Source organism: Geothrix oryzae (genome assembly GCF_030295385.1).
Classification (GTDB): domain Bacteria; phylum Acidobacteriota; class Holophagae; order Holophagales; family Holophagaceae; genus Geothrix; species Geothrix oryzae.
On the sequence record NZ_AP027079.1, the window covers coordinates 1499063 to 1521695 of the forward strand.

At 68.8% G+C, this 22633-nt stretch carries 22 protein-coding genes; 12 read left to right on the top strand and 10 right to left on the bottom strand.

The genetic code is table 11. The features are described 5' to 3' along the window. Positions 1 to 5: 5 nt before the first annotated feature. The 4 genes from QUD34_RS06865 to lipB form a co-directional block, all read right to left on the bottom strand. Positions 6 to 1535 (bottom strand): TolC family protein, encoded by a 1530-nt coding sequence (locus QUD34_RS06865; protein WP_286355860.1) that lies wholly within the window; start codon positions 1533 to 1535, stop codon positions 6 to 8. Positions 1536 to 1682: 147 nt separating this feature from the next. Beyond that, entirely contained in the window at positions 1683 to 2822 is a 1140-nt protein-coding gene (locus QUD34_RS06870) for an acyl-CoA dehydrogenase family protein (protein WP_286355861.1), read from the bottom strand. A 115-nt stretch (positions 2823 to 2937) separates the two neighbouring features. Next, positions 2938 to 4677 (bottom strand): sensor histidine kinase, encoded by a 1740-nt coding sequence (locus tag QUD34_RS06875; RefSeq protein WP_286355862.1) that lies wholly within the window; start codon positions 4675 to 4677, stop codon positions 2938 to 2940. A gap of 57 nt (positions 4678 to 4734) precedes the next feature. Further along, positions 4735 to 5880 carry a lipoyl(octanoyl) transferase LipB gene (gene lipB / locus QUD34_RS06880; RefSeq protein WP_286355863.1) on the bottom strand — a complete coding sequence of 382 codons (1146 nt, stop codon included), beginning with the start codon at positions 5878 to 5880 and terminating at the stop codon, positions 4735 to 4737. Between lipB and QUD34_RS06885 the strand changes: the two genes are divergently transcribed. Then, positions 5879 to 7411: a serine/threonine-protein kinase gene (locus QUD34_RS06885; RefSeq protein WP_286355864.1), complete on the top strand. Its 1533-nt coding sequence runs from the start codon at positions 5879 to 5881 to the stop codon at positions 7409 to 7411. The two genes, lipB and QUD34_RS06885, sit on opposite strands and share 2 nt — an antisense overlap. Before the next feature lie 40 nt (positions 7412 to 7451). Here the strand turns inward: QUD34_RS06885 and purE are convergent, their stop codons facing one another. Next, complete coding sequence (gene purE, locus QUD34_RS06890) at positions 7452 to 7943, bottom strand: 5-(carboxyamino)imidazole ribonucleotide mutase (RefSeq protein ID WP_286355865.1); 492 nt, start codon at positions 7941 to 7943, stop codon at positions 7452 to 7454. Between the two features lie 157 nt (positions 7944 to 8100). Here purE and QUD34_RS06895 point away from each other — a divergent pair, with 157 nt between their 5' ends. Continuing rightward, the gene (locus tag QUD34_RS06895) at positions 8101 to 9330 is read left to right on the top strand and encodes a BaiN/RdsA family NAD(P)/FAD-dependent oxidoreductase (protein WP_286355866.1); all 1230 of its coding nucleotides are present in this window, start codon (positions 8101 to 8103) and stop codon (positions 9328 to 9330) included. Here the strand turns inward: QUD34_RS06895 and QUD34_RS06900 are convergent. The 3 genes from QUD34_RS06900 to QUD34_RS06910 form a co-directional block, all read right to left on the bottom strand. Beyond that, the gene (locus QUD34_RS06900) at positions 9327 to 10337 is read right to left on the bottom strand and encodes a type I glyceraldehyde-3-phosphate dehydrogenase (RefSeq protein WP_286355867.1); all 1011 of its coding nucleotides are present in this window, start codon (positions 10335 to 10337) and stop codon (positions 9327 to 9329) included. The genes QUD34_RS06895 and QUD34_RS06900 overlap by 4 nt on opposite strands. Before the next feature lie 3 nt (positions 10338 to 10340). Next, positions 10341 to 11345, bottom strand: a complete 1005-nt coding sequence (gene gap / locus QUD34_RS06905; RefSeq protein ID WP_286355868.1) for a type I glyceraldehyde-3-phosphate dehydrogenase — start codon at positions 11343 to 11345, stop codon at positions 10341 to 10343. A gap of 127 nt (positions 11346 to 11472) precedes the next feature. Then, positions 11473 to 11697 (bottom strand): helix-turn-helix domain-containing protein, encoded by a 225-nt coding sequence (locus tag QUD34_RS06910; protein WP_286355869.1) that lies wholly within the window; start codon positions 11695 to 11697, stop codon positions 11473 to 11475. Positions 11698 to 11837: 140 nt separating this feature from the next. On the opposite strand from QUD34_RS06910, the gene pyk reads away from it, so the two are divergent. After that, a complete protein-coding gene (gene pyk / locus QUD34_RS06915; RefSeq protein ID WP_286355870.1) occupies positions 11838 to 13259 on the top strand; it encodes a pyruvate kinase in 1422 nt (473 codons plus the stop codon). A gap of 12 nt (positions 13260 to 13271) precedes the next feature. Then, entirely contained in the window at positions 13272 to 13799 is a 528-nt protein-coding gene (locus tag QUD34_RS06920) for a DinB family protein (RefSeq protein WP_286355871.1), read from the top strand. Here the strand turns inward: QUD34_RS06920 and QUD34_RS06925 are convergent. Continuing rightward, on the bottom strand, positions 13778 to 14074 hold the full coding sequence (locus QUD34_RS06925) for a hypothetical protein (RefSeq protein WP_286355872.1): 297 nt from the start codon (positions 14072 to 14074) through the stop codon (positions 13778 to 13780). The genes QUD34_RS06920 and QUD34_RS06925 overlap by 22 nt on opposite strands. A gap of 49 nt (positions 14075 to 14123) precedes the next feature. Between QUD34_RS06925 and QUD34_RS06930 the strand changes: the two genes are divergently transcribed. The 6 genes from QUD34_RS06930 to QUD34_RS06955 are packed head-to-tail and all read left to right on the top strand — an operon-like array spanning position 14124 to position 19208. Further along, complete coding sequence (locus tag QUD34_RS06930; RefSeq protein WP_286355873.1) at positions 14124 to 14288, top strand: hypothetical protein; 165 nt, start codon at positions 14124 to 14126, stop codon at positions 14286 to 14288. Between the two features lie 42 nt (positions 14289 to 14330). Next, positions 14331 to 15554: a CinA family nicotinamide mononucleotide deamidase-related protein gene (locus tag QUD34_RS06935; RefSeq protein WP_286355874.1), complete on the top strand. Its 1224-nt coding sequence runs from the start codon at positions 14331 to 14333 to the stop codon at positions 15552 to 15554. A gap of 38 nt (positions 15555 to 15592) precedes the next feature. Continuing rightward, entirely contained in the window at positions 15593 to 16240 is a 648-nt protein-coding gene (plsY, locus tag QUD34_RS06940; RefSeq protein WP_286355875.1) for a glycerol-3-phosphate 1-O-acyltransferase PlsY, read from the top strand. Continuing rightward, on the top strand, positions 16227 to 17225 hold the full coding sequence (locus tag QUD34_RS06945; RefSeq protein ID WP_286355876.1) for an NAD(P)H-dependent glycerol-3-phosphate dehydrogenase: 999 nt from the start codon (positions 16227 to 16229) through the stop codon (positions 17223 to 17225). The genes plsY and QUD34_RS06945 overlap by 14 nt, the downstream gene beginning before the upstream one ends. A gap of 13 nt (positions 17226 to 17238) precedes the next feature. Then, positions 17239 to 18303, top strand: a complete 1065-nt coding sequence (locus tag QUD34_RS06950; protein ID WP_286355877.1) for a zinc-binding dehydrogenase — start codon at positions 17239 to 17241, stop codon at positions 18301 to 18303. Continuing rightward, positions 18303 to 19208, top strand: a complete 906-nt coding sequence (locus QUD34_RS06955; RefSeq protein WP_286355878.1) for a CorA family divalent cation transporter — start codon at positions 18303 to 18305, stop codon at positions 19206 to 19208. The genes QUD34_RS06950 and QUD34_RS06955 overlap by 1 nt, the downstream gene beginning before the upstream one ends. Positions 19209 to 19224: 16 nt before the next feature. Here the strand turns inward: QUD34_RS06955 and QUD34_RS06960 are convergent, their stop codons facing one another. Then, complete coding sequence (locus QUD34_RS06960) at positions 19225 to 19662, bottom strand: hypothetical protein (protein ID WP_286355879.1); 438 nt, start codon at positions 19660 to 19662, stop codon at positions 19225 to 19227. 226 nt (positions 19663 to 19888) lie between these two features. Here QUD34_RS06960 and QUD34_RS06965 point away from each other — a divergent pair, with 226 nt between their 5' ends. Beyond that, on the top strand, positions 19889 to 20941 hold the full coding sequence (locus QUD34_RS06965; protein ID WP_286355880.1) for a bifunctional UDP-4-keto-pentose/UDP-xylose synthase: 1053 nt from the start codon (positions 19889 to 19891) through the stop codon (positions 20939 to 20941). A gap of 17 nt (positions 20942 to 20958) precedes the next feature. Further along, positions 20959 to 22626: a glycosyltransferase family 39 protein gene (locus tag QUD34_RS06970; RefSeq protein ID WP_286355881.1), complete on the top strand. Its 1668-nt coding sequence runs from the start codon at positions 20959 to 20961 to the stop codon at positions 22624 to 22626. The last annotated feature ends 7 nt before the right edge of the window (positions 22627 to 22633 follow it).

Sequence of the window (22633 nt, forward strand, 5' to 3'; positions counted from 1 at the left end):
AACCCTTACTTGACTTCCAGCTTCCGCGCTTCCAGCAGGTGCCCCAGGGCCTTCTCCAGGGCGGTGATGGCCTTGGCGTAGGTGATCTGGGACTGGAGTTCGCTGCTCTTGGCGGTGTCGAGGTCGTTCTGCTTGGAGAGCACGAGGAAGTTGGTGCTCATGCCGTTCTCGAACTTCTTCTGCTCGGCTTCGAGATCTTTCTCGCGGAAGATGCGGGTCTTCTCGGCGGCGGCGACGCCCTTGGCGGAGGCCTCCACATTGCGGAAGGCCTGGCGGGCCTCCAGGGTGATGCCGAGCTCGAGGTCGCGTAGGCTCCACTCGCTCTGGCGCCGGTTGGCGCGGGCCTGGGCCTGGGTGCCCTTGGCCGCCCGGTTCTGGATGGGCAGGGCGAACTGGAGGCCCACGGTGTAGCCGGGGTAGGCGCCCTTGGTCAGGTCCTTGTTGACTGCCGAGAGGCCCTCGGAGGGGATCTGCGAAGCCGCGTTGCCGTTGTAGGTGGCGTAGGCGTCCAGCTGGGGCAGGGTGCGGTTGTTGGCCGCGGACTCGAGCACCTGCTTGGATTCCAGGTCCAGACGGGCGCTCTTCAGCTCGATGCGGTTGGCCAGGGCCTGCTTCTCGGCGGCGGCCTCATTCAGCTCCAGAGGCTTGATGCTGGGGGCATCGGTGGGTTCCAGGCCGGCGGGGCGCTCGGACGACGGATACAGCGCGCGGATCAGGGCGTCCTTGGCGTTCAGGAGCTGGGCCTCGGCGGCGATGATGTCCTGCTCGCGCTGGGCGACGGAGGCTTCGGAAGAGGTGACCTCGATGGGGGCCAGGGTGCCCACCTGCACGCGGATCTGGTTCTCCTTGAGCTGCTTCTGGGCCAGGGTCAGGGCCTGCTGCTTGTTCTCCAGGTTGCGCTGCGCGTAGACCACATCCCAGTAGAGGGATTCGGTACTGGCCACCAGGTCGATGATGGCCTTCTGGAAGGCGAGGTCCGCGGCCTGGGCGCTCTTGCGGGCCACGATCAGGCGGCTTTCCGTCGCATCGCGGCCGAAGCCCTTCAGCAGGCTCTGGGAGTAGGTGGCCGAGAAGCTGCCGTCGTAGGGGTTCGTGGTGAAGGGAGATTCGGGCCCGCCGTTGACCGTGCCCTTGGTGAAGCGGTAGGTGGGCGCGTAGTTCAGGCTCAGGTTGCCGCCCCAGCCGAAGGCCTTGGTGGAGCCCAGGGTGAAGTTCCGGCTGAAGGAGGTCGTCTCCGAGGAACTGAATGGACCACCAGGGAAGTTCTGAGTGCGGCTGGCGTCCTGGACCTTGCTCAGGCTCAGGCTGCTGGTCAGGTTCCAGTCGAAGGCACCCTGCTCGATGGTCAGGCCCGCGCGCGTGAAGTCCCGCGTCTCGACGGCGATCTGCACCTGCAGGTTGTTCTTCAGGGAAGTCTCGATGGCGCCCTGCAGGGTCAGCTGGGTGGCGACCTTGGCTCCATCGGCCTTGGGAGTCTCCTGGGCCACCAGGGAGAAGGCCACCAGCAGGGCCGGGAAGATCGGGAGACGCGTCATCTACCACTCCTTGAAGATCGAAAAGAGCTGCCACGGGGACAGGCTGCCTACGGACGGGTCCAGGGGCCGGTTTAGGTTAACCCCGGAAGCAGGATGCCTCCCTCGCAAGATGAGGGCAAGAAGGATTTCACCGGGTGTTGAAAATAATCACTTCAGCAATTCCCGGGCGATCACCATGCGCTGGATTTCGCTGGTGCCCTCGTAGATCGTGGTCACGCGGACATCGCGGTAAAGGCGCTCGACGAGGTATTCCCGGGAATAGCCATACCCGCCGTGGATCTGCACGGCGCGGTCGCAGATCCAGACGGCGCTTTCCGTGGTGAAGAGCTTGGCGGTGGCCGCCTCCACGGTGCAGGACTTCCCGGCCTCCTTCAGGGCGGCGGCGCGGTAGACCAGCAGGCGGGCGGCCTGGAGGCGGGCCTCCATCTCGGCCAGGTAGGTCTGGATCATCTGATGTTCGCCGATGGGCTTGCCGAAGGACACGCGAGCCTTGGCGTAGGCCACGCTCTCGTCCATGGCCCGCTGGGCGATGCCCAGGGCCTGGGCCGCGATGCCGACGCGGCCGCCGTCGAGGCCGCCGAAGGCCACCTTGAGGCCGTCCCCGGGCTTGCCCAGCAGGGCATCCTCGGCCACGAAGGCGTTCTCCAGGGCCACCATCACGGTCTTGCTGGAACGCAGGCCCATCTTCTCCTCGGGCTTGCCCATGACCACCCCGGGTTGCCGGGCATCCAGGATGAAGGCGCTGATGCCCTTCTTGCCCTTGTCCGGATCGGTGCGCGCCATGGTCACGAAGTACCGGCCCACGCCGCCGTTGGTGATCCAGGCCTTGGCGCCGTTCAGGTGCCAGCCGCCGTCCACCTTCGTGGCCCGGGTCTTCAGGGCCGCGGCATCGGAACCGGCGTCGGGCTCCGTGAGCATGAACCCGCCCAGCTCCTCGCCGCTGGCCAGGGGCTTCAGGTACTTCTGCTTCTGCGCCTCGGTGCCGAAGGCCAGGATGGGGGCGCAGGCCACGGAATTGTTCACGCTCATGGTCACGGCCACGGAAGCGTCCGCGTAGGCCACCTGCTCCAGCGCCAGGATGTAGCTGAGGAAATCCACACCGGCGCCGCCGTAGGCTTCGGGGACGGTCATGCCGAGGAAGCCCATCTCGCCCAGCTGCTGCAGGATGGCCTTCGGGAACTCGCCGCTGGCATCCCGGGCCGCGGCGCCGGGATCGATCTCGGACATCGCGAAGTCGCGCGCGGCCTCGCGGATGGCGGTCTGGTCCTCGGTGAACAGGGGGAACATGGTGACTCCAGGGGAATCATCCAGGTTAGCAAGCCCGGAGCCTTCCTCATCGCGCGGGACGGAGGGCGTGCCGCGGGTCACAGACCGCGGCAGCGGCCACCCGGTCAGGCGTCGATCAGGCGCAGGCGGGGAATCTCAGCGTGAAGGTGGTGCCCTGGTTGGGCTGGCTGACCAGGGAGAGCGACCCGCCGAGAAGCACCACGGTCTGGTGGACGGAGGCAAGGCCCAGGCCGGTGCCGCGACCGGGAGCCTTGGTGGTGAAGAAGGGCTCGAAAATGCGGGCCTGCAGCGGTTCGGGGATGCCCACGCCCGTATCCGAGACGGTCAGCTCCGCCTGGGAACCCCGGTCTTCCAGGGCCACGGCGAGGCGCAGGACGCCGCCGTCGGGCATGGCATCCCGGGCGTTGAGGACGAGGTTGACGATCAGTTGATCGAGGCGGCCGGGCTGGCTGAGGACGAAGACGGGATCCGGCGGGAGGTCGACCGTGAACCGGATGCCGGCGGGCAGGGTGGCGCGCAGCAGGGGCCGGAGCTGCTGCACTCGCAAGGCGAGGTCCACGGCCACCGGGGCATCCTCCGCGCCGCGGCCGAAGGCCATCAGGTCCGCCGTGAGCGCTTCCGCCCGGGCGGCGGCTTCCCGGAGCCCCTCCACATCCTGCCTGGCCTCGGCCTCCCGGTTCCCGAGGCGGGCCGTCAGGAGATCCGTGCGCAGGCGGATCACGCCCAGCAGGTTCTTCAGGTCGTGAGCCAGGCCCGCGCCGAGGATGGCCACGCCGTTCAGCCGCTCCGTCTTGAGCAGGAGCTCCTGGGCGGCCTCCAGGGAGCGGGTGCGCTCCTGCACCCTGGCCTCCAGGGCGGTGGAGAGCAGCTGGAGATCGCGCAGCGCCAGCAGACCCCGGAGGAGCCCCAGGGCGGTCATGAGGATTCCGGTGATGAGGAAGGGGTGATCCACGCGTTCCGGCGCGAGGAACAGCACGCTCAGGGCGAAGGGGACGGCGGTGGCCGAGGGGACCAGGGGCAGGATGAGGGTGCCCAGGGAGGTGTCCCGGGTCTCGGCATCCGGCGCGGGGCCGGGTTGGACCGCCTGCGGCGCCAGGGGGGCCAGGAGGACCCCGAGGCCCGCGAGGAGCACCAGCATGTCCAGGGGGTGGCCCACATAGTAGCCACCCGCCAGGCTCAGGGGCACCTGGATGGTCACCTGGAGGAGGGAGAGCCCGAAGGTCAGCATGACCCAGCCGAGGGGTCCCCCCAGGCGGCTGGGCTGGCGGGCGCAGAGGTAGGCGCCGATGCCGAGGATGGTGGCATTGCCGAGGAAGAAGCCCACCATCACGGCCCGGTTCAGGGGCGTGGCGGCAGTGTCGCGGAAGAGTGGGCCGAGGGCGAAGACCCAGGCGGCGAAGAAGACGGCCACTGCGATGCCCAGGCCATCAAGGCCCTTCCTCAGGCGCTCCGACCCGCTGGTCGAGGCCAGGGGCCAGGCCAGCAGGGCCGCGATGGTCAGCGCCAGGGAGAGGAAGGAGAAGGCTTCCCCCAGGGAAGGGAAGGCCGGTGGCTGGCCGTACCGGAGCAGGCTGTGGAGCGCCCAGGCCTGGGTGAGGAACTGAGCGGCCATGGCCAGGCCGAGCAGGTTCCATCCCCAGTCCGCCTCGGGCTCCCGGCGCGCCCGGTGGAAGGCCGCGGCCCCCGCCGCACCGAAGACCGTGGCGTTCAGCAGATTCAGGGCGATGTCCCGGGCCGCCACCGGCAGGGCCAGGCTGGCGAATCCTGCCCCGACCAGGACGATCACCGCGCCCCACAGGAACCCCGGCCAGCGCGGCTGGCCATGGGCGGGGAAGGTCGGAAGGGAGGAAGGCATGGCCGGTCCCTTTACCTATCGGCGCTCAGGAGGGGGACCTGAATCCGGCCGCCTGTCTCAGGCTTGGGCAAGCCAGGTCTCCAGCAGCTTCAGCGCCGCCTTGGAGCCTTCCCACTTCATGAGGTCGTGGGCCTCCTTCAGGCCGCACCACTTGCATTCACTGTGCTCCAGCGGCTCCAGGCGGACCGGAGCCTCCGGGGCCACCTCCATGGAGAAGCAGATCTCGGTGTTGAAGCGGGGCTCGGCATCGGGGAATCGCACGATGGCGGGATCCACCCAGAAGCTGTGGGAGAGGCCCAGGGGCCGCAGGGTGCCGGAGAGACCGGTCTCTTCCATCAGCTCCCGGTGGGCGGTCTCTTCCGGGGTTTCCCCCGGCTCCATCATGCCGGTCACGCTCTGCCACCAGAGGCCGTGCTCGGGCACCCGGAGCATCATGAGGACCTCGGGACCCGCGGGCCCCCGGCGCCAGGTCATGGCCGAGACGCTGCGGCTGGGTTCGCGCACGGGCTGGAGATCCAGAGCCAGGCAGGCGGTCAGATGGGCCTGGAGCCGGTCCGTGGCCGCTTCCAGGCTGGGTGCGGCCTCGCCCAGCAGGGAGGCGAGGCTGCAGACGCCCTTGTCCGTGAACCCGCAGGGCGTGATCCAGCGGAAGTGGTCGAGGTTGGGGCGCACATTGAAGGCGATGCCATGCGTGGTGATCCAGCGGCTGAGGTGCAGGCCGATGGCGCCCAGCTTCTCCAGGCCACCTCCTGTTCGATATCGGGCCGTGTCCACCCAGATGCCCGGCGCGCCCTTCAGGCGATCGGCCACCACGCCGAAATCCGCGGCGGTGCGGATCATGGCCTCCTCGAGGCCCCGGACCAGGCGGCCCACATCCTCGCGGCCGCCCCGCAGGTTGCAGATGGGATAGGCCACGATCTGTCCGGGGCCGTGGTAGGTGACTTCGCCGCCGCGGTCCGTGCGGTGGACGCTCACGCCCTGGGCGGCCAGGAAGTCGTCGCTCATGTGGATGTCGGCGGGCGTGGCGTTGCGGCCCAGCGTGAAGACGGGATCGTGCTCCAGGATCACGAGCTGGTCCGGCTTCCCGTCCTGGCTGACATGCGCCGAGAGGGCCTTCTGCAGTCGGAGCCCCGCGGGGTAGAACACACGCCCGAAGCGGCGGAGCTGGGCGGGGTGGAGGGTGGAAAAGCCGATCTCGGACATGCCTCGAGTCTACCCGTACGCCCGGATCGCGGGCCCGGACCGGCCCTGCTCTGGCATCATCAAGGAACAGATGAGCCTGGACCCTTCCACCATCGGCCGCTACAAGGTCCTCGGCACCCTCGGTTCAGGGGCGATGGGCACGGTGTACCTGGCGGAAGACCCGCTTCTCAAGCGGCCCCTGGCCATCAAGGTCGTGCGGGAGGGCACCGGGGACGCCGAGGTGCTGGAGCGCTTCAAGCGCGAGGCGGAGATCTCGGCCCGTCTGAACCACCCCAGCGCCATCACCGTGTTCGATGTGGGCGAGGAACCCGACCTAGGTCCGTTCCTGGTGATGGAATTCGTCGAAGGCGAATGCCTGTCGGACCGGATTCGGCGGGGCCCCCTCGAGCCCGAGGAGGCCCTGGGGCTGCTCATCCAGGCCGGAGAGGCCCTGGAGGCCGTGCATGCCCTGGGCATCGTCCACCGGGACATCAAGCCCGAGAACTTCATGGTGGGCCGCGATGGGCGCATGAAGCTCATGGATTTCGGCATCGCCCGCAACGATGACGGGCGCCTCACCAGCACGGCCGCTTTTCTCGGCACGCCGGCCTATTCCGCGCCCGAGGTGCTGAACGGGGCCAGGGCCACCGCGGCTTCGGACCGCTGGTCCTTCGCCCTGACGGCCTACGAGATGTTGACGGGCGGCCTGCCCTTCTCGGGCGAGAGCGTGGGCGCCACGCTCTACCGGATCATCCACGACGCCCCGGTCTTCGCGGAGGGGATGCCTCCCGAGGCGGAGGCCGTGTTCCGGCGGGCCTTCGAGAAGGATCCCTCCTTGAGGTTCGGGGACCTGCGGACCTTCCTGCGGGCCCTGGTGGAAGTCCTTCCCCTCGACCCGGCCCTGCGGAGCGGCTGCCTGGCGCGGATCGAGGCCCTGGGTACCGAGACTTCCCCGGGCACCCTGCGCATGCCCCCGGCACCCGCCGGGAGGTTCACCGTGCGTTCGCGGTGGATTTGGGCGGCCGGCGCTCTGGGCGCGGGACTCCTGCTCTGGGTGGCCTTCTTCCGCCCGGACCGGAGTCGCGTGCTGTCCATCGAATCCCGTCCGGGCGGGGCCCAGGTCTTCCTGGATGGGACCCCCCTGGGCCAGACGCCGCTCCGCCAGGTGGTGGTGAAGGGCAAGGCGGAAACCCTCCGCCTTGAGAAGCCCGATTTCCAGCCCCTGGAAGTGCGCCTCAAGTCCGAGGATCGCGACCTCTCCCTGCGCCTTCAGCCCGCGCCCTTCGAGGTGTCGCTGATCACCGAACCCGCCGGGGCCGAGGTCTTCCTCGACGGGGAATCGAAGGGGCGGACGCCCGCCACGGTCTCCGTGCCCGGCGAAGGCGCCCACCAGCTGCGGCTGACCCTGGATGGCCATGCGCCCTGGACCACGGTGGCCGAGCGCCACCGGCCTCTGCCCGAGCCCATCCGCCTCCAGAAGCTGCGCGGAAAGAAGGGCCATCCGGGAGACGGGAAGATCAAGAAGTTCTTCAAGGGCATCTTCCAGAAATAGCCCTCGGCGATGGAAAGGGGTGCCCAGCGATGCCGGAGCCCTAGGGCAGGCGGTCGTTCAGCAGCACCTTCTGGGTCTGGGCTTCGCGGTAGGCGCGCAGGCGGGCGCGGAGCGCCTCGTCGGTGCCCGCCAGGATGGCCGCCGCGAAGAGCGCCGCGTTCACCGCGCCGGCCTTGCCGATGGCGAGCGTGCCGACCGGGATGCCCGCGGGCATCTGCACCATGGAGAGGAGGGAATCCAGGCCGTTCAGGGACTTGCCCTGCACGGGGACGCCCAGCACGGGCAGGGGTGACTTGGCGGCCACCATGCCCGGCAGGTGGGCGGCGCCGCCGGCTCCGGCGATGATGACCCTCAGGCCCCGGCCCTCTGCCTTCTCACAGTATTTGAAAAGCTTGTCCGGGGTGCGATGGGCGCTGACGACCTCGGCCTCGAAGGGGATGCCCAGCTCCTTGAGCATCTCGGCGGCATGCTCCATGGTCTCCCAGTCGGAGCGGCTGCCCATAATGAGGCCCACCAGCGGTGCACTCGTCATGATTGGCCTCCAGAGGCGGCGTTCGAGCGGAGAATGGAGCAGAGGTCTGAGCCAGCGAAGTCGGCGAAGACGATGAGGCCCACCAGCGATGCATGGGGCATGGATCAACCCCAGGCGCGATGTCCCAGTGTAGCCCCGCCTCGGCCATGATGGAGCCATGGCGAAGGTGGTCGTGGTGGGAGGGGGTGCGGCGGGGCTGGTGGCGGCCTGGCGGGCGGCCTCGCGGGGCCATGCGGTCCTGCTGCTGGAAGCCAATGGGCGCCTGGGCGTGAAACTCCGCATCAGCGGCGGGGGCAAGTGCAACATCACCCATGACGGCCCCCCCAAGGCCCTGATGGCGGCCTTCTCCAAGGAGCAGGCGCGCTTCCTGAGGCCCTCCCTCCACGCCTTCGACAACCGGGCCGTGCTGGACCTGCTGCGCCGGGAGGGGGTGGAGACCTATGTCCGGGACAACGGCCGCGTGTTCCCCTTGGACCGCCCCGGCAGTGCCGGAGCGGTGGTGTCGGCCTTCGAGACGCTGGTGCGCCGGGCGGGGGTGGAGGTGCGGACGGGCGCCCGGGTGACCGGGCTGGAAGGGGAGTTCCCCCGCCTGTCGGCGCTGCGGGTGGGCGAGGAACGCCTCGCCGCGGACGCCTTTATTCTGGCCACGGGGGGCGCGAGCTATCCGGAAACGGGCACTCGGGGCGAGGCCCTCGGCTGGCTGAAAGGGCTGAAGGCCCCGGTGCGCCCCTGGTTTCCGGCTCTGGCCCCCATCCCCTTGGCCCGTCCCCGCGGGACCTGGGAAGGCGTGGCCCTGCGGGAGGGAGAGCTGCGCCTGAGCGCCGGACCTGAAGGCCGCCGTCTCGCCGTCTTTGCGGGAGACATTCTCTTCACGAAGGTGGGCATCAGCGGACCCGCGGCCCTGGAGCTGAGCCAGGCCACCGAACGGGCCCGGCGGGAGGGGGCCGCCTGGCTGGTCTACGCCTCGAGCCTGGCGGCGCCGGAGCGGGTGGACGCGGCGCTGATCGAAGAAGCCCGGGCAAACCCGCGCCTGCTGGCCGCCACCTGGCTGCAACGGCATCTGCCAGAGCGGCTCGTGGACCCGTTGCTGCAGGAGGCCGCCGTGGATCGCGGCCTCATGCTCAAGGATCTCTCCAGGGCCGCGCGCCGGGAGCTGGTGGGTCTGGTCACGGCGCTGCCGCTGGGCGGCCCTCAGCCCGTCCCCCTGGCCCGGGGTGAAGTGGCGGCGGGCGGCGTGGAGCTGGCGGCTGTGGATCCGCACAACATGGCTCTGCGGGGCTGGGAGAACCTGCGCGTCTGCGGCGAGCTCCTGGATCTGGATGGCCCGGTGGGGGGCTACAACCTGCAGGCGGCCTTCAGCACGGGCTTCGCGGCGGGGACTCTCTAGATCCTGGCCGCCAGGTCCACCACCAGGTCGCGAAGCCGGGCTGCGTAGCCGGTCTCGTTGTCGTGCCACCCGAAGACCTTCACGAAGCGGGGTCCCAGCATCATGGTCAGGTCCTGGTCCAGGATCACGCTTTCCGTCCGGCCCGTGATGTCGCAGCTGACCGTGTGGGGATCGGCCAGGGCCAGGAGATCCTTCCAGGGGCCCGCGGCGGCGGCGGCATAGGCGGCCCGGATCCCCGCGACTTCGGCATCCCGGCGGAGGGTGGCCACCACATCCACCAGATTCACGCTGAGGAGGGGCACCCGCAGGGCCACGCCATCGAAACTCGGAGGCAGGTCCGGCATGACGCGGTGCAGGGCGCCGAAGGCACTCGAGGTGGTGGGGATGATGCTCTGGAAGGCCGCCCGGGCCCGCCGCCGGTCCTTGTGAGGCAGGTCCAGCAGGCGCTGGTCGTTGGTGACGACATGCACGGTGCTCATCCCCGCGTGCTCCAGGCCGAAGGCATCCTCCAGGATCTTCAGCATGGGCGCCGTCGCGTGGGCGGTGCAGCTGGCGTTGGAGATGACGCGGTGGCGCGCCAAGTCCAGCCCAGAGCCGTTCACCGGAGCGATGATGGTGTAGTCCGCATCGGGGCTGGGCGCGCTGATCACCACATGGGAGACCCCCCCCTTCAGGTGCCGGGCGGCCTCCTCCCGGCGGGTGAAGCGGCCGCTGGCCTCCACCACCAGGCGGGTCCCGGAAGGGAAGGGGATGCTACTGGGATCCGTGGCATGGAAGAGGGGCAGGCGCCGGTCCCCCAGCAAGAGGAAGTCCTGCCCGCCCTCGGTGAACCCGTCGATGGGGCGATGGCTGGGGCCGTGCACTGAGTCGTACCGGAGCAGGTGAACGAGCTGGTCCAGGGGGGCCGGGTCGTTCACGGCGCCCAGGAGCCCGGGCCGGGTGGTGCCCAGCAGGCGGACCAGCAACCGGCCGATGCGACCCAGGCCGTTGAGGGCGATGGAACCCATCGACTAGATCCGCTCCAGCAGGTGCACGCAGAGATCCTTCAGCCGTGCCGCATAGCCGAATTCGTTGTCGTACCAGGCGAAGACCTTGACCAGCCGGGGGCCCAGCATCTTGGTGAGGTAGGGGTCGTAGAGGGTGCTGGCGGTGCTACCCACCAGATCCGCGCTGACCAGCTCGGCATCGAGGACTTCCACATAGGGGGCCAGGGGGCCGGCCGTGGCGGCCTGGCGGAAGAGCTCCTGAATGCCCTCCAACGAGGCGTCGCGCTTCAGGGTGGCCGTGAGGTCCACGAGGCTCACATCGGGGGTGGGGACCCGCACTGCGATGCCGTCCAGCCGCCCCTTGAGGTGGGGCAGCACCAGCCCGATGGCCTTGGCGGCGCCCGTGCTGGTGGGGATCATGCTGAGGGCCGCGGCCCGGGCCCGGCGCAGGTCCTTGTGGGGCAGGTCGAGGATGCGCTGGTCGTTGGTGTAGCTGTGCACCGTGGTCATGAAGCCGTAATCCAGGCCGTAGGCGTCGTCGAGGATCTTCACGACGGGGGCCAGGCAGTTGGTGGTGCAGCTGGCGTTGGAGATGATGTGGTCCGCCGTGGGATCCAGGGCCGCCTCGTTCACGCCCATGACCACGGTGCGGTCCGCGTCGCCCGCGGGGGCGCTGATCACCACATGGGTGACGCTGCCCTGGAGGTGGACGGCGGCCTGGGCGCGCTTGGTGAACTTGCCCGTGCACTCCAGGACCACCTGGGCCCCCTGGGCCCCGAAGGGGATGAGCTGGGGATCCTTCTCGGCGTAGACGCGGATGCGGCGCCCGCCGAGCACGAGGTAGTTCCCGTCGGAGGCCACGGGGAAATCCGCCTGGCCGTGGACCGAGTCGTACTTCATCAGGTGGGCCAGGGTGGCCGCATCGGTGAGGTCGTTCACGGCCACCACCTGGACATGCGGAACCTTCATCAGGTGGCGCAGCACCAGCCTTCCGATCCGCCCGAGTCCGTTGATGGCCACCTTCTTCATGGCGTCCTCCGAATCCTTGTTGTATCGGCCCCGTCCCATCCTGTCGAAGGAAAAGGCTGTCGCGCCGACAAAATGAAAAGCCCGGCAGGGCCGGGCTTTGGATGGAACGGGGCCGGGGATGGCTGCTTCAGCTGGCCAGGCTCACCTGGCGGATCCGGCTGGGGGGCGTCTCCAGCTTCTTGGCGAGGGTGTTCCGGTGGATGCCCAGCTCCCGGGCAGCGGCGCTGTGGTTGCCCTCGTGGGTGGCCAGCACCTCTTCCAGGTAGAGCCGCTCGAATTCGCGGCGGGCCATCTCCAGAGGGACGCCTCCACGCACCATTTCGGCCACGAGGACTCGCAGCTTTTCGCGCATTCCGTCTTCTCCAACAACCGTATCGGGACCAAGAAGGTAGCACCGCGATGACAAGAGGGAAAGCCCCGTGACAACTTGGAAACGCAGGCGCAGACTGTGGAAAAGTGTGTGGAATGCCTGTGCAGGCCATGGGGGTTGATGTGCGCAAGACCAAACTCGTGATGACCTTGGGTCCGGCCCTGATGCAGGGCGATCGGTTGCGGGAATCCCTCCGCGAAGCTGACGCGGTGCGATTAAATGCGAGCCACGGGGATCCCGAGAGCCGGGTCGAGGCCCTCCAGAAGGTCCGGGCCCTGGCTCTGGAACTCGGGCGGTCGATCCCCGTCTTTCTGGATCTGCAAGGGCCGAAGTGGCGGGTGGGCCTGCTGGAGGCTCCCATCGACCTGGTCGAGGGCAGCGAAGGCTACTTCTTCGCCGCGGGAGTGACGGTTCCCGCGGATGCCGCCTGGGCCGCACCCCTGCCGCACCCCGAGCTGTTCGAGGGGGCCGAAGCCGGCCAGCACTGGCTGCTGGACGACGGCGCCATCACGGTGGAGATCCTGGCGAAGCGTGCGGATCTCCTGAAGGCCCGGGTCGTCATCGGCGGGCCGCTGAAGGCCAGGAAGGGCATCCATCCCATCGGCATGGACATCAACATGGATCCCCTCACCGAGAAGGACCATGTCGACATCCGCTGGGGCGTGGAGCACGAGGTGGACCTCTTCGCCCAGAGCTTCGTCCGCCGGGCCTCAGATGTGCAGCAGCTCCAGGCCATCATCCAGCACCTGGGCGGCACCCAGCCCATCATCGCCAAGATCGAGCACCCGGCGGCCCTCGCCAACCTGGGCGAGATCCTGGAGGTTTCCTGGGGTGTGATGGTGGCCCGCGGCGACCTGGGCGTGGAGCTTGGCGTGGAGCGGGTTCCGGGCCTCCAGAAGCAGATCATCAAGACTGCCCGCCGCGCCCTGAAGCCCGTGATCACCGCCACCCAGATGCTGGAGAGCATGATCGAGCACTCGCAGCCCACCCGGGCCGAGGCCAGCGATGTGGCCAACGCCATCTGGGATGGCACCGATGCGGTGATGCTCAGCGCCGAGAGCGCCACGGGCGCCCACCCCGTGGAGGCCGTACAGTGGCTGGCCCGCATCGCCGCGGAGGCCGACGCCAATGTGAAGCAGCGCACGCCCACCCTGCCGGATGAACTGGCGGAGAAGGTGCTGGCCCGCACGGACATCTCCGTGGCGTTCGCGGCCTGCCGCACGGCCGACGAGATCAACGCCCGCTGGATCGTGGCCTTCACCGAAGGGGGCGGCACGGCCCGTATGGTGAGCCGTCTGGCGGGCCGCACGCCGGTCCTGGGGGCCACGGTGGATGAAGTCACGGCCCGCCGCATGGGCCTGCTCCGGGGCGTCACCTCCCTGCTGATCCCCCGCGTGAGCAACACGGACGAGATGGTGACCGTGGTGCGGGAGCTGCTGGTGGCCAAGCATCAGCTGGGCAGCATGGATCGCGTGGTGATGACCATGGGCCTCCCCCTGTGGAAGACTGGAAGCACGAACACCATGAAGGTGATGACCTTCTGAAGAGGAGAACCCATGGGCCTCACGCGACCTCTCCCCGGCGAGTACCCCGAAGCCTACGCCCCCTACATCGCCGCGGCGGGCGAGGGGGAGATCTCCGCCAGCCTCCAGAGTCAGATGGGTGAAGTGGCGGCCCTGTTCGCAGGGCTCTCCGAGGCCCAGGGCGGCTTCCGCTACGCCCCCGGCAAGTGGAGCCTCAAAGACCTCCTCCAGCACCTCAGCGATGCCGAGCGCATCTTCACCTACCGCTGCCTGCGCATCGGCCGGGGCGACGCCACGCCGCTTCCGGGCTTCGACGAGGAGACCTATGCCGTCGCGGCCAAGGCGGACGCCCACTCCGTGGCGGATCTGCTCGCCGACTGGCGCGCCGCCCGCAGCGCCAGCCTCGCGCTGTTCCGCAGCCTGCCCGAGGCGGCCTGGGACCACCAGGGCACCACCAACGGCCGGGCGATCACCGCGCGCTGCATCCCCTTCATCTGTGCGGGCCACACGGCCCACCACCTGACGGTGATCCGCGAGCGCTACCTGCCCGCGCTGAAGTAGCCCTTCCAGCCCTCCAGCGAATCAGCCAGCTTCTCCAGCTGAGTGGATTCCGTGGTGCGGAAGCGGCTCACGAGCTTCCAGCCCTGGGCCACCTTCTGGTAGCGGTGCAGCCAGAGAAAGGGGCCCTCCCAGTCGCCTTCGGGATCCGTCTTCGTCTTCACCAGGAAGGCCACGGTGGTCCAGGGTCCCCGGGCCAGGAAACGCCTTCCCAGCTCCTGGATGCCGGACTCCTCGTCGGATTCCAGGATCAGGTCGTCCAAATCCGGGATGATCATGGGAACACCTCTTCCAATTCCATCATCCTAAAGCCCAGGAGGCGCCTCCGTGGAAAAGCTCATGGGTTTCGTCGGGGCCACCCTGGGCAGCCTGGCGGGATGGTACCTCGGGGCCCTGGTCGGCGTGACCACCGGGGTCGTCCTCAGCATGGTGGGCACCGGCGCCGGGATCTGGTTGGGGCGCTGGGCGGCGCGGGAGTGGCTGGAGTCCTGACCCGCATTGAGCTTTCGCGAGCCCCGTGTTTCCATTCCCTTCATGCGCATCGAATGCATCGCCATCGGGACGGAGCTGCTCACCACGCGGCGCCTCGACACCAATTCCGTGTGGCTGGGCGAGCGCCTGGCGGCCCTGGGGCTCGGCTTCCACCGCAAGACCGCGGTCGGCGACAGCCGGGAGGACTTGGGCCAGCTCTTCCGCGAGGCCCTGACGCGGTCGGATCTCATCATCACCACCGGCGGCCTGGGCCCCACCTTCGACGATTTCACGAAGGAATGCTTCGCGGACATCCTTGGCGCCGAGCTGCGCGAAGATGCCAAGAGCCGCGAGGACATGCTGGCCTTCTACGCGGCCCGGAAGCGAGTTCCGCCCCAGGCCAACTTCAAGCAGGCGCTCATCCCCGCCGGCGCGGAGGCCCTCGCAAACCCCGTGGGCACGGCGCCGGGCGTGTGGTGGGCAGATCCCCCGGGGCACTCGGGAACGCGCCTCGTGATGCTGCCGGGCGTGCCCCGCGAGATGAAGCGCATGTGGGAGGAGCAGGTGGAGCCGCGCCTCCGGGCCCTGGCCGGTCAGCAGGTGCACACGCTGCGCCTGGTGGTGGGGGGCGTGCCCGAGAGCAACCTGGACGAGCGCACCCGTGAGGCCCGCGAGCGGCACGCCCACCTCGAATGGACCATTCTCGCCAGCCTCACCCAGGTGGAGCTGCTGGCCCGCGGGAGCGACCTGGCCGCCCTCGAGGCCGCCCGCGTCGAATTCGAGGCCCTGCTGGGCGGAGATCTCGTCGGCGTCGGCGACGGCAACCTGGAGGACGCCGTACTGGAGCGCTTGAAGGCCCGGGGCGAGACCCTGGCCGTAGCGGAAAGCGTGACTGGCGGCCTGCTGGCCGCGCGTCTCACGGCCATCCCCGGGGCGAGCGAGGCCTTTCTCGGGGGTGCCACGGTCTACACCGCCGCCGCCAAGACCACGCTGCTGGGGCTTCCCGCGGCCTTCCTCGCGGCCGAAGGCACCGTGTCTGAAGCCACCAGCCGGGCCCTGGCGGAAGCGGTCCGCGCGAAACTCGGCGCCACCTGGGGGCTCGGCCTCACGGGCAATGCAGGCCCCGCAGCGGAAGGGGGAGCGCCGCTGGGCGCCGTGTTCATCGCCCTGGCCGGGCCGCGAGGCACCGTCTCGAAGGCGTTCAACCAGCCAGGTGACCGCACGGACATTCAGCTCCGCAGCACGGCCTGGGCGCTGGATCTGCTGCGCCGGGCGCTGTCCGCGTAGCCTTCCTGCCGGTGCGCGGCCGCTGATACACTGCGTCCATGCCGTCATCCGATCCGAAATCCCTGGTCCTCTGGTGCCTCGCGGCCTTCTTCTGCGGCAGCATCCCCTTCGGCCTCCTGCTGGTGAAGCTGGCGGGAAAGGGGGATGTGCGCGCCCACGGCAGCGGCAACATCGGCGCCACCAATGTGAGCCGGGTGGGGGGCAAGGGCCTGGGCGTGGTCACCCTGCTGCTGGACATCCTGAAGGGCTTCCTGCCGGTCTTCCTGGCGAAGCGGGCGGGGTTGGGCACCGACATGCTCGCGCTGTTGGCCCTGGCTGCGGTGCTGGGTCACATCTACACGCCCTGGCTGAAGTTCCAGGGTGGGAAGGGCGTGGCCACGGCCCTGGGCGTGATCCTCGCCGCGGAACCCACCCTGATGGTCCTCCCCATGGTCACCTTCCTCTTCGTGCTGTGGCTCACGCGCCATGTGAGCTTGGGCAGCATCCTCGCTGCGGCCATGGTGCCGGGCCAGTTCATGCTCCTGGCCTTCAGTTTTTTCAGGCCCGGGTGGGGAGTGGTCGTTCCCTGGCTGGCCTTGGCGATCCTCGTAATCTGGAAGCACCGCGAGAACATCAAGCGCCTGCAGGAAGGCACGGAAGCCAAGCTCTGGGGTGGCAAGAAGGAGGACAGCCATGTTCAGGGCTGACATCGGCGTCTTCGGCTCCGGCGCCTGGGGCACGGCCCTGGCCATCACCTGGGCCCGGGCGGGCGCCAAGGTGGCCTTGTGGGGCACCTTTCCCGACGAGATGGCGCAGATGGCCGCCACGCGGCGCCACCTGCGCCTGAAGGATGTGGCGTTCCCGGACAACCTGCAGACCTCGGATGATCCGGCGGCGGCCTTCGCCGCGCCCCTGTGGATCTCCGCCATGCCCACCCAGGTCACGCCCGAGGCCTGGCGAAGCCTGCGGCCCCGCGCGGAGCAGGCTCCCGAGCTAGTGATCCATGTGAGCAAGGGCATCCTCCAGAGCACGCATCAGACGCTGTCCCAGGCCCTCACGGGCGTGCTGGATGTGCCCGTGGGCGCCCTGTCCGGCCCGACCTTCGCCGATGAGGTGAGCCGCGGCGTGCCCTCCGCCATCGTGCTGGCGCTGCCGCAAACCGTGTCCGATGAGCGGGCGAAGGCCCTGCAGGCCCAGCTGTCCTCCGAGAAGCTGCGCATCTACCTCAGCCGCGATGTGGTGGGCACGGAGCTCTGCGGCGCCCTGAAGAATGTCCTCGCCATCGCGGCGGGCCTGGTGGATGGCCTGAAGCTGGGCTACAACGCCCGCGCGGCGCTCATCACGCGAGGCCTGGCCGAGATGGCCCGGCTGGTGGAAGTCCTGGGCGGCCAGCCGTCCACGGTGATGGGGCTGGCGGGCATGGGGGACCTGCTCCTCACGGCCACGGGCCCCCAGAGCCGCAACCGCACCTTCGGTGAGCTGGTGGGCCGGGGGCAGAGTGTGGACGCGGCCCGGGACGCCCTGGGCGGCCAGGTCATCGAGGGCATGTTCACCTGCGAGGCCGCCCTGGACCTGGCGCAGGAGCACGGCCTCGACCTGCCCATCGCCGCCGAAGTGCAGCGCCTGCTCAACGGCGAGCGCCCCGAGGAAGCGGTGCGGCGGCTGATGACCCGCTCGTTGAAGTCCGAGTGACCTGGAGGCCGCCTTGGCCGATCCGTTCCGTTTCCGAGTGAACCAACACGGCCCGGCGGGTTCGCCGGTGCGCGAGGCTTTCGTGCCCGCGAATCCGAAACCGGGTTGGGTGCGGCTCGAGCTGAAGGCCATGGCCCTGAACCGCCTCGATCTCTGGACCACCGAAGGCCTGCCGGGCTTCCCGCTGCCCCTGCCGCTCACGCCGGGCTGCGATGGCGCGGGCGTGGTCGAGGCCATGGGCGAGGGCACGGTCCTGCCGCCGGGCGTGGAACTGGGCGGCAGCGTGATGATCGCGCCGGGCCTCAGCTGTGGCGTCTGCCCGGCCTGCCTGCGCGGCGACGACATGCTCTGTCCCGCCTACGGTGTGCTGGGCCATGTCTGTGACGGCACGGCCGCCACCCATGTGCTGGTGCCCGCGGCGAACCTGCTGCCGATTCCGCCGAACTGGGATTTCGAGCAGGCGGCGGCCTTTCCCCTGGTCTTCCTCACGGCCTGGGAGATGCTCGTCCACAAGGCGGCCCTGCGCCCCGGCGAGACCGTGCTGGTCTGGGGCGGAGGCAGCGGCGTGGGGAGCGCGGCCATCCAGCTGGTGAAGGCCCTGGGCGGCACGGCCATCGCCGTGGTGGGCAGCGAGGCCAAGGCCATGAAGTGCTGGGAGCTGGGGGCCGAGCATGCGCTCGTCCGCGGCGACCTGAAGGCCCTGGCCGCCAAGGTGCGTGACCTGACGGGCAAGCGCGGCGTGGATGTGGTGTTCGAGCACACGGGCGCGGCCACCTGGGGCACCAGCCTCTCCGTCTGCACCCGGGGAGGGCGCATCGTCACCTGCGGCGCGACCACGGGCCGCGAGACGACCTTCGACCTGCGCGCGCTCTTCGCCAAGCAGATCCAGATCCGGGGCTCGTACATGGGCCGCCGGGAGCACCTGTGGTCGTTGTTGTCCCTGCTGCGGCGCAATCCCACGAATCCGCCCTTCCGCCCCGTCATCGACCAGGTCTTCGATCTGGCCGACTATCCCGCAGCCCAGCGCCACCTCGAAGCCGGACAGGGCTTCGGCAAGGTGGTCTGCCGGGTGCCTTGATGCTGCGCAATCTGCCGCTTCCCGAGGGTTCCTCCTTTGCCTGGGTGGACCTGGTGGACCCCACGGCCGCGGAGATGGCCGAAGTCGCGGACCGCTACGGCCTGCATCCGGCGGCGGTGCGCGACTTCCTCAACCAGCCCCACCTGCCGAAGTTCGAGCGCCTGCCGGGCCAGCAGCTGCTGATCCTCCGGGCCTACGACGAGGTGGCCAAGCGGGGCGACACCATCCAGGCCATGACCCGGCGCCTCGTGGTGCTGATGATGGAGGGAGCCGTCATCACCGTCCATCGACGCGAGCAGCCCTTCTTCACGGCGGCGGCGCAGCAGGCGGCCTCGGGCGGGGCGGCGCTCCGGCCGGAGCAGCTGGCGCTGGCCCTCTGCGCGGGCGCGGTGAAATCCTTCGATGATCCCTTGAAGGAGAGCGAGGACAAGCTCGACCAGATCGAGGCTGCCCTCTTCAGCCGGAAGACCCCGCACCAGGGCGTCAAGCAGATCTACGGCCTCAAGCGCCGCTGCGCGGTCATCAAGCGCACCCTGGGCCGCATCATGACCTCTCTGGGCCACCTGAAAGAACAGGCCAGGGACGACCAGGGGCTGCTGGCGGATGTGGTGGAGGAGGCGGATCGGCTGCACACCTGGGCGGACGAACTCCTGGAGAGCGCCACCCACCTCATGAACCTGGAGATCAACCTCGCCAGCCAGCGTACCAACGAGGTCATGCGGGTGCTCACGGTCTTCAGTGCCTTCTTCCTCCCGCTCACCTTCATCGCGGGGGTCTACGGCATGAACTTCAAGCGGATGCCCGAGTTGGAGCACCGGCTCGGGTATCCGCTCGTGATCGCCGCCATGGTCCTGACGGCCCTGGCCATCTGGGTCTGGTTCCGGCGGAAGGGCTGGCTGAAATAGGCGCGGGAGTCGCGGTCTACCAGCAATCGTTCCCTTCGTATTTGGTGGACAGGATGGTGCCGCGGGCATCGGCCTCCAGGACCACCCGGCAATAGAGGTTGCTGGTCAACGACACAGGGACCTTCCGGGTCTGGATGCCATCGCTGCTGTTGTTCACCCACTCAGGAGGGGTGGCTCCAGGCGCCTGCTGCACGCTCTCGTGGGTGGTGGTGTTGTGGAATTCCCGATAGACGATCTTGTCTTCCTTCTGGTGATAGGCGGCGAAGACATAGGTCTTGCCGCCATCGGGCCTAGCGGAAGTGGTGGAGGGATTGCCGTTGGCCCGGATGAATTCGGTGGCGGGGCGACCGACCCAGCGGTTCAGGTTCGCCTCGAAGTCGGCCTTCCTTTTGGGGGCAAGGCAGGCCATGGAGGTCGTCAACAGCAGGCCGACGAGCAGGGGCGAGGCATTCATGGAACCTCCTGAGGGTGAGTGGTGATAAAAGATGAAGCAATATCCATACCTATTGAAAAGGTATGAGATTGGACGCGGGTTAATGCTTCAAGATCGAACCCTTCCTGAGGCAATCTTCCACGGGACGCGTGGCGATTCGCCACGCGTCCTGCCGATCCCCGGGCAAAACGGGATGTTCATCTGCCTGCCCAGGCTCTAAGCTGAAATGTTTGCGTGAGGAGCTTTCGTGAAAGTCCTGATTCTGGGTGTCAACGGCTTCATCGGGTCCCATCTGGTGGACCGCATCATGCAGGACACGGACTGGGAGGTCTACGGCCTGGATCTTGGCGCCCACAAAGTGGCCGACCATCTGCCCAACCCGCGCTTCCACTTCGTGGAGGGCGATGTGACCATTTCCAAGGAGTGGATCGAGTACCACATCAAGAAGTGCGATGTGGTGCTGCCCCTGGTGGCCATCGCCACGCCCAAGGTCTATGTGACCGATCCCCTGCGCGTGTTTGAGCTGGACTTCGAGGAGAACCTCCGCGTGGTCCGCCAGTGTGTGAAATACAAGAAGCGCGTGGTGTTCCCCAGCACCTCCGAAGTCTACGGCATGTGCCCCGACGCGGAGTTCGACGAGCACGAGTCGCCCCTGGTGACGGGCCCCATTCCCATGAACCGCTGGATCTACAGCACCAGCAAGCAGCTCCTCGACCGCGTGATCTGGGCCTACGGCTTCCAGCAGGGCTTGAAGTTCACCCTCTTCCGTCCCTTCAACTGGATGGGCCCCAAGCTCGACAGCCTGAACACCGCCAAGGAGGGCAGCAGCCGCCTGGTGACGCAGTTCAGCTGGAACCTCTTCAACGGCGAGCCCCTGAATCTGGTGGACGGCGGCCACGCGCACCGCTGCTTCTGCGATGTCAGCGACGCCATGGACGGCCTGATGGCGATCCTCCGCAACGAGGGCGGCAAGGCTGACGGCGGCATCTTCAACATCGGCAATCCCGCCAACGACTACAGCGTGCGCGAGATCGCCGAGATGATGATCGCCATCTGGAAGGACCACCCCTTCCGCATCGAGCGGGGCATCCCCGAGGGGCGCACCATCGAGACCGGCAGCGGCGAGTTCTACGGCAAGGGCTATCAGGATGTGGCCCGCCGCACCCCCAGCATCAAGCGCATGCAGAGCACCTTCGGGTTCGATCCCAAGGTGTCGATGAAGGACTCGCTGAAGAAGGCCATGGACTTCTTCGTCGAGGAGCACAAGGCGCTGGAGAAGGTCGTCGAGACCGAGAACTAGCCCTCGAACCCCGCGCCATGACGCGTCGCGAACGCACTTCCCTCCTCATCCTCTGGTTCTTCCTCGGCCTGCTGCCGCTGCTGGTGCGACCGCTCTGGGAGCCGGATGAAGGGCGCTATGCGGAGATCCCGCGGGAGATGCTCGCGGCCGGCGACTGGCTGACGCCGCGCCTCAACGGGGTGCTCTACTTCGAGAAGCCGCCCCTTCAGTACTGGCTGTCGGCCCTCAGCATGAAGCTCTTCGGGGTGAACGGCGCCGCGGCGAGGCTGCCCCTGGCCCTGGCTTCGGGGCTCATGATCTGGGCGGCCTGGCGGCTGGCGAAGCGCCTGGGCGCCCGGGATCCCCTGTGGGCTCCCTTCATGGCGGCCACGGGCCTGCTGGCCTTCCTGGTGGGCCAGATCCTCACCCTCGATGCCCTCTTCAGCGCCTTCCTGGTGGCGGCCCTGGCCGCCTTCGTGGAGGCGGCAGCCCAGCGCAAGGAGGGGCAGGGCGGCCTGGGGTGGACGCTGACGGCCTTCCTCTTCATGGCCGGCGCCATGCTCACCAAGGGGCTGGCCCAGGTGATCCTCATGGGCGGCATCCTGGCGTTCTCGCTGCCCTTCGCCTGGAAGGACGCCGCGCTCCGGCGGGCCGTGCTGCGCACGGCCTTCGATCCCCTGGGCTGGCTGCTCTATCTCGGGCTGGTGGTGCCCTGGTTCTGGGCCGTCAACCGCGCGAATCCGGGTCACGCTCAGTTCTTCTTCATCCACGAGCACTTCACGCGCTTCCTCACCCATGAACACGCCCGCCAGGGCTCGAACAACTGGCTGCTGGACAAGCTCTACTTCGTGGGCGTCCTGGCCGTGGGCCTGCTGCCCTGGCTGTCCGCCACGGCCGTGGGGTTGAAGCGCGGCTGGACCTTCCTCAGGGGCCGGGGTCCGCAGGGCCAGGACCATCTGGCCCGCTGGGTCGTGGGCATCACCGCGCTGGCCTTCGTCTGGCCCCTGGCCTTCTTCAGCGCCTCCGGCTCCAAGCTGGCCCCCTACATCCTGCCGGTCCTCGTGCCGCTTGCGGCTCTGGCCTGCACCTTCGAGCGCGAGGGGGAAGAAGCCGCCGCCCTGCGCCGCATGGGCAAGGAGCTGGTGCTGCTCGGTGGGATCTTCCTCCTGGCCGCGGCCATCTTCCGCAAGGATCTGGGCGGGTTCGCCTGGATGCTGGCCCTCGGCGCCGGCTTCGCGGGCCTCGGCCTCTGGGCCCACCGGCCCAAAGGGCTGACGGCTCCCCGTCTTATGACGGCCATGGGAGCGGCCCTGTGGTTGCTGGTCTGGGCCGCCCAGGTGACGGCGGGGCCGGGCAAATCCGTGGCCGATCTCCTTCGCGCCGCGCCGGCGAATGCCCAGTGGATCAGCTACGGCACCTACTTCCAGGGGCTGCCTTTCTACGCCCGCACCCGGGCCGTGGTGGTGGCGGGCACCGGCGAGCTGGCCTACGGCCGGGACAAGCTGGGCGCCGAGGCGGCGCGCTGGTTCAACGAAGACCCTGCTGCCCTGGGCCCCATGGCCGATCACCTGAAGCAGACCGATCCTTCGCGCCCCGTCCTGGTGATGGCCAAGGCCGCCAGCTGGAAGCAGCTGGACGCCGGTGAAATGGCCCGCTGGGAGGTCGTGGCGCGCAACCCCGCGGCCGTGGTGGCCCGGCGGCGCTGAGGAAACG

What these genes read in the sequence shown, in the direction of transcription:
- QUD34_RS06865 (WP_286355860.1), bottom strand. Translation starts at nt 1,535, where the DNA reads ATGACGCGTCTCCCGATCTTCCCGGCCCTGCTGGTGGCCTTCTCCCTG.
- QUD34_RS06870 (WP_286355861.1), bottom strand. Translation starts at nt 2,822, where the DNA reads ATGTTCCCCCTGTTCACCGAGGACCAGACCGCCATCCGCGAGGCCGCG.
- QUD34_RS06875 (WP_286355862.1), bottom strand. Translation starts at nt 4,677, where the DNA reads ATGCCTTCCTCCCTTCCGACCTTCCCCGCCCATGGCCAGCCGCGCTGG.
- QUD34_RS06885 (WP_286355864.1), top strand. Translation starts at nt 5,879, where the DNA reads ATGCCTCGAGTCTACCCGTACGCCCGGATCGCGGGCCCGGACCGGCCC.
- lipB (WP_286355863.1), bottom strand. Translation starts at nt 5,880, where the DNA reads ATGTCCGAGATCGGCTTTTCCACCCTCCACCCCGCCCAGCTCCGCCGC.
- purE (WP_286355865.1), bottom strand. Translation starts at nt 7,943, where the DNA reads ATGACGAGTGCACCGCTGGTGGGCCTCATTATGGGCAGCCGCTCCGAC.
- QUD34_RS06895 (WP_286355866.1), top strand. Translation starts at nt 8,101, where the DNA reads ATGGCGAAGGTGGTCGTGGTGGGAGGGGGTGCGGCGGGGCTGGTGGCG.
- QUD34_RS06900 (WP_286355867.1), bottom strand. Translation starts at nt 10,337, where the DNA reads ATGGGTTCCATCGCCCTCAACGGCCTGGGTCGCATCGGCCGGTTGCTG.
- gap (WP_286355868.1), bottom strand. Translation starts at nt 11,345, where the DNA reads ATGAAGAAGGTGGCCATCAACGGACTCGGGCGGATCGGAAGGCTGGTG.
- QUD34_RS06910 (WP_286355869.1), bottom strand. Translation starts at nt 11,697, where the DNA reads ATGCGCGAAAAGCTGCGAGTCCTCGTGGCCGAAATGGTGCGTGGAGGC.
- QUD34_RS06920 (WP_286355871.1), top strand. Translation starts at nt 13,272, where the DNA reads ATGGGCCTCACGCGACCTCTCCCCGGCGAGTACCCCGAAGCCTACGCC.
- QUD34_RS06925 (WP_286355872.1), bottom strand. Translation starts at nt 14,074, where the DNA reads ATGATCATCCCGGATTTGGACGACCTGATCCTGGAATCCGACGAGGAG.
- QUD34_RS06935 (WP_286355874.1), top strand. Translation starts at nt 14,331, where the DNA reads ATGCGCATCGAATGCATCGCCATCGGGACGGAGCTGCTCACCACGCGG.
- plsY (WP_286355875.1), top strand. Translation starts at nt 15,593, where the DNA reads ATGCCGTCATCCGATCCGAAATCCCTGGTCCTCTGGTGCCTCGCGGCC.
- QUD34_RS06945 (WP_286355876.1), top strand. Translation starts at nt 16,227, where the DNA reads ATGTTCAGGGCTGACATCGGCGTCTTCGGCTCCGGCGCCTGGGGCACG.
- QUD34_RS06955 (WP_286355878.1), top strand. Translation starts at nt 18,303, where the DNA reads ATGCTGCGCAATCTGCCGCTTCCCGAGGGTTCCTCCTTTGCCTGGGTG.
- QUD34_RS06960 (WP_286355879.1), bottom strand. Translation starts at nt 19,662, where the DNA reads ATGAATGCCTCGCCCCTGCTCGTCGGCCTGCTGTTGACGACCTCCATG.
- QUD34_RS06970 (WP_286355881.1), top strand. Translation starts at nt 20,959, where the DNA reads ATGACGCGTCGCGAACGCACTTCCCTCCTCATCCTCTGGTTCTTCCTC.